Source organism: Kitasatospora sp. NPDC059812, from assembly GCF_042732075.1.
In the GTDB taxonomy this organism is placed as follows: Bacteria; Actinomycetota; Actinomycetes; order Streptomycetales; family Streptomycetaceae; genus Kitasatospora.
This window is the reverse complement of record NZ_JBHWIO010000163.1, coordinates 1-6,262: the sequence shown is the minus strand read 5'-3', so window position 1 is coordinate 6,262 and position 6,262 is coordinate 1. Positions and strand designations below refer to the sequence as shown.

At 72.4% G+C, this 6,262-nt stretch carries 8 protein-coding genes; 5 read left to right on the top strand and 3 right to left on the bottom strand.

The features are described from left to right. Positions 1-135: 135 nt before the first annotated feature. On the bottom strand, positions 136-792 hold the full coding sequence (locus ACFV6D_RS38475) for a TetR/AcrR family transcriptional regulator (protein ID WP_380563370.1): 657 nt from the start codon (positions 790-792) through the stop codon (positions 136-138). Between the two features lie 133 nt (positions 793-925). Between ACFV6D_RS38475 and ACFV6D_RS38470 the strand changes: the two genes are divergently transcribed. Together ACFV6D_RS38470 and ACFV6D_RS38465 are read left to right on the top strand one after the other, a co-directional pair. Then, entirely contained in the window at positions 926-1,507 is a 582-nt protein-coding gene (locus ACFV6D_RS38470; RefSeq protein WP_380563368.1) for an NADPH-dependent FMN reductase, read from the top strand. A 22-nt stretch (positions 1,508-1,529) separates the two neighbouring features. After that, positions 1,530-3,083, top strand: coding sequence for a DHA2 family efflux MFS transporter permease subunit (locus tag ACFV6D_RS38465; protein WP_380563366.1), 1,554 nt, complete (start codon positions 1,530-1,532; stop codon positions 3,081-3,083). A 52-nt stretch (positions 3,084-3,135) separates the two neighbouring features. Here the strand turns inward: ACFV6D_RS38465 and ACFV6D_RS38460 are convergent, their stop codons facing one another. Beyond that, on the bottom strand, positions 3,136-3,423 hold the full coding sequence (locus ACFV6D_RS38460) for a hypothetical protein (protein WP_380563364.1): 288 nt from the start codon (positions 3,421-3,423) through the stop codon (positions 3,136-3,138). A 150-nt stretch (positions 3,424-3,573) separates the two neighbouring features. Between ACFV6D_RS38460 and ACFV6D_RS38455 the strand changes: the two genes are divergently transcribed. From ACFV6D_RS38455 to ACFV6D_RS38445, 3 genes are all read left to right on the top strand, one after another. Next, on the top strand, positions 3,574-3,792 hold the full coding sequence (locus ACFV6D_RS38455; RefSeq protein ID WP_063352833.1) for a hypothetical protein: 219 nt from the start codon (positions 3,574-3,576) through the stop codon (positions 3,790-3,792). A 181-nt stretch (positions 3,793-3,973) separates the two neighbouring features. Next, on the top strand, positions 3,974-4,297 hold the full coding sequence (locus ACFV6D_RS38450; protein WP_380563363.1) for a hypothetical protein: 324 nt from the start codon (positions 3,974-3,976) through the stop codon (positions 4,295-4,297). Between the two features lie 396 nt (positions 4,298-4,693). Continuing rightward, positions 4,694-5,563, top strand: coding sequence for an LLM class F420-dependent oxidoreductase (locus tag ACFV6D_RS38445; protein WP_380563361.1), 870 nt, complete (start codon positions 4,694-4,696; stop codon positions 5,561-5,563). A 184-nt stretch (positions 5,564-5,747) separates the two neighbouring features. Here ACFV6D_RS38445 and ACFV6D_RS38440 read toward each other — a convergent pair whose 3' ends face one another. After that, positions 5,748-6,095, bottom strand: a complete 348-nt coding sequence (locus ACFV6D_RS38440; protein ID WP_380563359.1) for a hypothetical protein — start codon at positions 6,093-6,095, stop codon at positions 5,748-5,750. Positions 6,096-6,262: the final 167 nt, after the last annotated feature.

Below are 6,262 nucleotides of genomic sequence, written 5' to 3'. Positions count from 1 at the left end.
GTGTATAAGACACACCCCCTGACGGGCCGAAGTCGGTCGAGAACACCCCCGGAGGGGGGTGGCCAGGGTCCGGGACCGCCGGCCGCCCCCGGCGTGGCCGGGGGCGGCGCCTCGCGTTCGAGGCGTGCGGCAGTGTCACCGGCGGGGTGCCGCGTAGGCGCGCAGGAAGGCCCGGACGCCGGCGACGATGATCTCCTCGGTCTCCGCCCGGTCCAGCGGGTATGCGCCCCAGTACGAACGCTGGGTGACCTCCGTCGCGGTCAGCAGCACGAAGTGTGCGGCCGCCCGCCCCGGGTCCGGTGTCTCCAGCCACCCGTCCTCGGCCAGTTCCCCGAACCGCTGCCCGAGGGCGGTGAACACCCGTCGCGGTCCGGCCTCCTGCCAGGCGTCCAGGGCGGCCTTCGGCAGGTGCCGGGCCTCGGCGTTGATCTGGCGTACCAGCCCGAAGTGGTCGGCGAACTCGGTCAGCGGTGTCACCCAGGCCAGGGCGAACGCGGTGAGGTCCGCCTCCAGGTCGGTGACCTTTCCGAGCCTGCGCTCGATGATGTCCAGCTGGGCGTCGGCGACCTGCGCCGCGCTCTCCCGGACGACGGTCTGGAAGAGCAGTTCCTTGCCGGTGAAGTGGTTGTAGATGGTGCGGGTGGACACCCCGGCCTCCGCCGCGATGGCGTCGATGCTGGCGCGGGTGTAGCCGTCCCGGCCGAAGATCGTGCGGGCGGCCCGGGTGATGGCCTGGCGCTTCTCGGCCAGCCCCCGGCGGGGCCGGTCCGGTGTTTCCTGCCGGCTGGTCATGGGGTCTCCTTCATTGCCACTGCCTCGAAAAGTTGCAGTCATCGTTGTACTTGTTGCCATACACGTTGTACTTTACCTGACGTGCCGTCCGAACGGGCGGTGACAGAACAGCAGCGCACCCCTGGAGACAGCCATGTCCGAGACCCCGTTCCGCCTCGCCGTCATCATCGCCAGCACCCGGCAGGGCCGCTTCGCGCCCACCGTCGCCGACTGGTTCGTCCGCACTGCCGGGCAGCGCGCGGACCTCGACATCGACGTCGTCGACCTGGCCGAGCACCCGCTGGCTCACGTGGGCGAGGAGCCCACCGCCGAGCAGGCCGAACGGCACGCGGCCCTCTCGCCCCGACTGGCCGCCGCCGACGCCTTCGTGGTGGTCACTCCGGAGTACAACCACAGCTTCCCGGCCGCCCTCAAGAACGCCATCGACCTGCACGGCGCCGAGTGGCGGGCCAAGCCGGTCGGATTCGTCTCCTACGGCGGGCTCGGCGGCGGGCTGCGCGCGGTCGAGCAGCTCCGGCTGGTCTTCGCCGAGCTGCACGCCGTCACCGTCCGGGACACCGTCAGCTTCCACAACGTCTGGGGCCTCTTCGGCGAGGACGGCGAGCCGGTCGACCCGACCGTCCAGAGCGGCGCCGCCAAGGGCATGCTCGACCAGCTCACCTGGTGGGCGCACGCGCTTCGGGACGCCCGCACCGTCCGCCCGTACGGCGTCTGAACCGCGACCGGGGGGAACGAAGATGAGCACCGCCACCGAGCCGGTCACGGCCGGGACGACCACCGACACGGCCACTGCGGCCGCACCCGGCCCGCGCACTGCGGCCGTCGCCGCCGTTGTGGTCCTCGGCTCGCTGATGACCGTCCTCGACACCACGATCGTCAACGTCGCCCTCAACCGCCTCGCCGGGGACTTCGGTGCCCCGCTGGCCACCATCCAATGGGTCACCACCGGCTATACCCTGGCGCTCGCCACCGTCACGCCGGTCACCGCCTGGGCGATCGGACGGTTCGGCACCCGCCGCCTGTACCTGATGGCGCTCACCCTGTTCGTGCTCGGCTCGGCGCTGGCCGGCGCCGCCTGGGACGCTCCCTCGCTGATCGCCTTCCGCGTCCTTCAGGGCCTGGGCGGAGGCATGGTGATGCCGGTCGGGATGACCGTCCTGGTCCGCGCCTGCGACCCGGCCCGCACCGGCCGCACCATGAGCGTGCTCGGCATCCCCGTCCTGATCGGCCCGCTGGCCGGGCCGGTGCTCGGCGGCTGGCTGGTCGACGAGGCCTCCTGGCGCTGGGTCTTCCTGGTCAACCTGCCGCTCGGCGCGCTCGCCCTCATCCTCGCCGCCCGGCTGCTGCCCCGCGACGGCGCCGGCACCCGCCGCAGGCTGGACCTGCCCGGCCTGCTGATGCTCTCCCCGGGCCTGGCCGCACTGATCTACGGGCTGGGCGCCGGGCACGGACACCTCGCCGCGGCCGGCAGCCTGCTGCCCATCCTGGCCGGCGCGACCCTGGTCGCGGGCTTCGTCGTCCGGGCGCTGACCGTCGGGGAGCCGCTGATCGACCTGCGGCTGCTGGCCCGGCGCGCCTTCGCCGGGCCCGCCGCCACCATCGCCCTGTTCGGCTGCGGCTACTTCGGTTCGATGCTGCTGCTCCCGCTCTACTACCAGCTGGTGCGCGGCCAAAGCGCCACCGACGTCGGCCTGCTCGGCATCCCGCAGGCGCTCGCCACCGGCATCACCATGCAGTTCTCCGGCCGGCTGTCCGACCGCTTCGCCCCCGGCCGGATCGTGGTCACCGGCACCGTCCTGGCCGCCACCGGCTTCCTCGGCTTCACCGTCCAGGTCGCCGCCGACACCCCGTACCCTCACCTGATCGCCGCCCTGGCGGTGATGGGGACCGGCATCGGCATGACGCTGATGCCGGCCATGGCGGCCGCCACCCGCAGCGTCGCCCCGACCGAGGTCCCGGCCGCCACCACCCTGGTCACCATCGTCCAGCAGGTCTCCGGCTCGGTCGGTACCGCCCTGATGTCCGTCCTGCTCACCGGGGCCATGGCCGACCGGCTGCCGACCACGGTCGCCGGCGGGGAAGCCGGCGGCGCACTGGCCACCGTGCAGGGCCTGGACGGCGCCGCGCGGGCCGCGCTCGCCCCCGGCCTCGCGGACGCCTTCCGGGACACCTACGGCTGGGCCGTCGCCCTGCTCGCGCTCGCCCTGCTGCCCGCACTGTCGCTCTCCCGCCAAGCCCCGGGCGGCGGCGCCGCCGGGAGCGCCAAGTCACGCCGAGTGCACACCTCCTGACGAACTCCACCAAACCCCCATCGAGCCTCCCCCACCCCGTACGCGGATTTCGCTACCGGTGGGGGTCGGCCCATTCGGTCAGCCCGGCCGGCAGCAGGTGCGCCTGGCCGCGGGTCAGCGCGCGCTGCGGGTTGAGGACCGCGACCGGCGTGCCCTCCCCGCCCAGCAGCGCCACCCCGCCCGCCCGGCGCGGATCGTCCAGGCTCCACCCGGCCGTCGCCGTGATGCCGTGTGCCTGCGCGAGGTGGGCGATCGCCCGTGCCACCCGCGGACGGTCCACGGCCTCTTCCCGGGCCGCGGTCGCCGCCGCGGTGCCGCGTACCGCGGCCTCGGCCTTCATCGCCTGGAACCGGTGCCGCTCCCGGCTGACCTCGTCCAGCCCGCGGATCTGGGCCCGCCGGGCCTCCAGCCGGCGCTGACCCGCCTCCCCCTCGCTCTCGCGCTGCCGGGCGGCGTTCCCCGCCTCTGTTCGGGCTGCGAGACTGTGATCATGACCCCTGACCGTCGCAACCTTGGCCTGCCTGCCTTCTCCGAGCCCGCCACCGACGCTCCCGTGCCCGCCCAGTCCGGTGGGCGCCGGCTGTTGCCGGTGGAGCAGGGCGCGAACTTCCGCCAGCCGCCCGGCGAGACCACGCCCGTCCCCTCCCCGGCCCGGCGCCTGCGCGCCGTCGGCGGTCTGACCTTCTCCGACCCGGACCGGCAGATCTGATCGGCTACGGCTGGATCGCCAGCAGCTTCAGTGCAGGAGCTGCGGCCAGCTGCGGCCAGCGCCTCACTGCTTGTTGTCGCGGGATGGCTGCCCCGTGCCGGCCTGATGCTGGCCGGGACACTGCTCGTGGGCTGCGCGGGCGCGGCCACCATCGCGCTGGTCGGCCCTGTGGCTCGCCGCGGTGCTGGCTGCGGTCATCGGACTGTGTGCGGGCGTCTTCGGCAGTCTGAACAACGCCCTCATACAGACCGCGGCAGACCCGGCCTGTCCCGGCCGGGTCACCTCCGTCGTCATGCTCACCATGGTCGGTATCGCCCCCCTCGGCTACCCGCTGGTCGGTGCCGCCATCGGGGCCTGGTGCGCCGCCCCGGTATTCGGAGCCTGCGGCATCTTCGCCAGCCTAGGCGTGGCCATCGCCCTGGCCTCCAACGCGGTGCGCCACGCCGAACTGCCCCAGCCGAGGGCCAGGCGTGACCGCCTGAGCAACCCAACCGCAGCCCAGTGAACCCAGCCCCGTTGGATTCCTGACTGGCCAAACGCCGCTCGGAAGCCTCCCCACTCTCGAACCGGAACCGCCAAGGCGGTGCCCGCCCGCAGGGGCCGAGGGGAAAGCAGAATCTGACCGGCGTGCTCGAAGGTAACAGTGCGTGGCCCCTCAACAGCCCCCGCACCAGACTGACCTACGGGCTCAAGATCCCAAGAGACAAGCGGAGTCGACCGGCCGGGCACCAGCCCCACATGTTTTCACGCCGCACGGCATCCCCGCCCGAGGCTGGCAGCGCAGCCCGGGAGATGCGGTGGCCTTGCTCACCTACGCGGCATGCCTTGTCCCTACGCCCGTGGCGCGCCATGCCACCGTGCGTCCGCGCCTGGTGCCTAGGGTGGCCTCAGGAGGTAGGGAATGCGGGTAGGACTGCACGCGCTCGGCATCGGTAACGGTGCCCGCCCTGAAGTGATCGCGGCCGTCGCCACCGCAGCGGAGTCGCATGGCTTCGCCAGGCTGTGGTGCGGTGAGCATGTGGTGCTCGTGGACACGCCCGCGTCCCGTTACCCCTACTCCGCGGACGGCCAGATCGCCGTGCCCGCGGACGCGGACTGGCTGGACCCGCTGCTCGCCCTGAGCTTCGCCGCGGCAGTCACCAGCCGGATCGAGCTCGCCACCGGCGTGCTCCTGCTGCCCGAGCACAACCCGGTGGTGGTCGCCAAGCAGGCCGCCACCCTCGACAGGCTTTCCGCCGGACGGTTCAGCCTCGGCATCGGAGCGGGCTGGTCAGCCGAGGAGTTCGCCGCCCTCGGCGTCCCCTTCACCGGACGCGGACGCCGTACCGACGAGTACCTCACCGCGATGCGCACCCTCTGGGCCAAGGACCCCGCCTCCTTCACCGGGGAGTTCACCCGCTTCGACGCGATCCGGGTCAACCCAAAGCCGCTGCGCGGCGCCCAACTCCCGGTCGTGGTCGGCGGCAACAGCAACACCGCCCTGCGCCGCGCGGCCACACTCGGCGACGGCTGGTACGGCTTCAACATCCCCGTCGCCGACGTCCCCGAACGCATCGCCGTCCTCGTCGACGAGTGCGCCCGACGCGGCCGCACTCCCGGTGAACTCACCATCGCTGTCGCACTGAGTGACGGCCACCCGGAGCATCTTCCAGAACTCGCCGCAGCCGGCATCACCGAGGTCGTCGTCGTCGGAGCGCCCCCGCCGACCCCTGACGCGGCCGTCACCTGGGTCGCGGAACTCGCCCGGACGTGGATGCCCCCGGCCGAATGACCAGGGCACCACGCCAGGCGCCAGCGCCAGCCTATTGTTTTCACGCCGCACGGTGTCCCCGCCCGGGGCCAAGATGACTGACCTGCGGCCCCAGCAACGGCCCGACATCGCCATAGCCTGCGCGATGCATTCGCACATGTCGCCTCGCCGTGGCGCTGTTGACCACGGGCGGGAAGCCGACAAATCACACCACGGTCAGGCGCGGTGAACAGCAGACCCGGCAGTCCGGGCTGAGGAACGTCTCCCGGGTGAACGCCTCAAAGTTGCCGGCGTAGATGGCCTCCCACAGGTCCTCGCTGTACTCGTGCACGCACACCCGATCCTCCGAGGAGGCGTCCTCGACAGTGAAATAGGGGAAGCTGTGCCGGGCGGCGGCGATACGGGGGTCGGCGCCGCAGACGGCAACGGCCGGGTTCACCCACAGCCGGACGATGCCGTCGGCCCGCCCGTCCAGGTGAACGAAGCGGTGCTCGGCAAACCAGTCCAGCTCCGCCAGCATCAGCGCCTCGCTCCGGTCGTACAGCTCGGCCATCTGAGCTTCCCCCGGTGTGTGGGAGGTGCTGATTAGCTGGTCAGGGCGGGTGTGGGTGGTTCGATGGCCACTGGTTCGGCCGTCGCCTGGTCGGCGTAGTACTTTGCCTCGTACTCGTCCGGGCTGAGCCAGCCGAGTCGTTTCTGGATGCGGCGGGTGTTGTACCA

Coding starts and splice junctions, on each gene's coding strand:
- ACFV6D_RS38475 (WP_380563370.1), bottom strand. CDS start 792: ATGACCAGCCGGCAGGAAACACCGGACCGGCCCCGCCGGGGGCTGGCC.
- ACFV6D_RS38470 (WP_380563368.1), top strand. CDS start 926: ATGTCCGAGACCCCGTTCCGCCTCGCCGTCATCATCGCCAGCACCCGG.
- ACFV6D_RS38465 (WP_380563366.1), top strand. CDS start 1,530: ATGAGCACCGCCACCGAGCCGGTCACGGCCGGGACGACCACCGACACG.
- ACFV6D_RS38455 (WP_063352833.1), top strand. CDS start 3,574: ATGACCCCTGACCGTCGCAACCTTGGCCTGCCTGCCTTCTCCGAGCCC.
- ACFV6D_RS38445 (WP_380563361.1), top strand. CDS start 4,694: ATGCGGGTAGGACTGCACGCGCTCGGCATCGGTAACGGTGCCCGCCCT.
- ACFV6D_RS38460 (WP_380563364.1), bottom strand. CDS start 3,423: ATGAAGGCCGAGGCCGCGGTACGCGGCACCGCGGCGGCGACCGCGGCC.
- ACFV6D_RS38440 (WP_380563359.1), bottom strand. CDS start 6,095: ATGGCCGAGCTGTACGACCGGAGCGAGGCGCTGATGCTGGCGGAGCTG.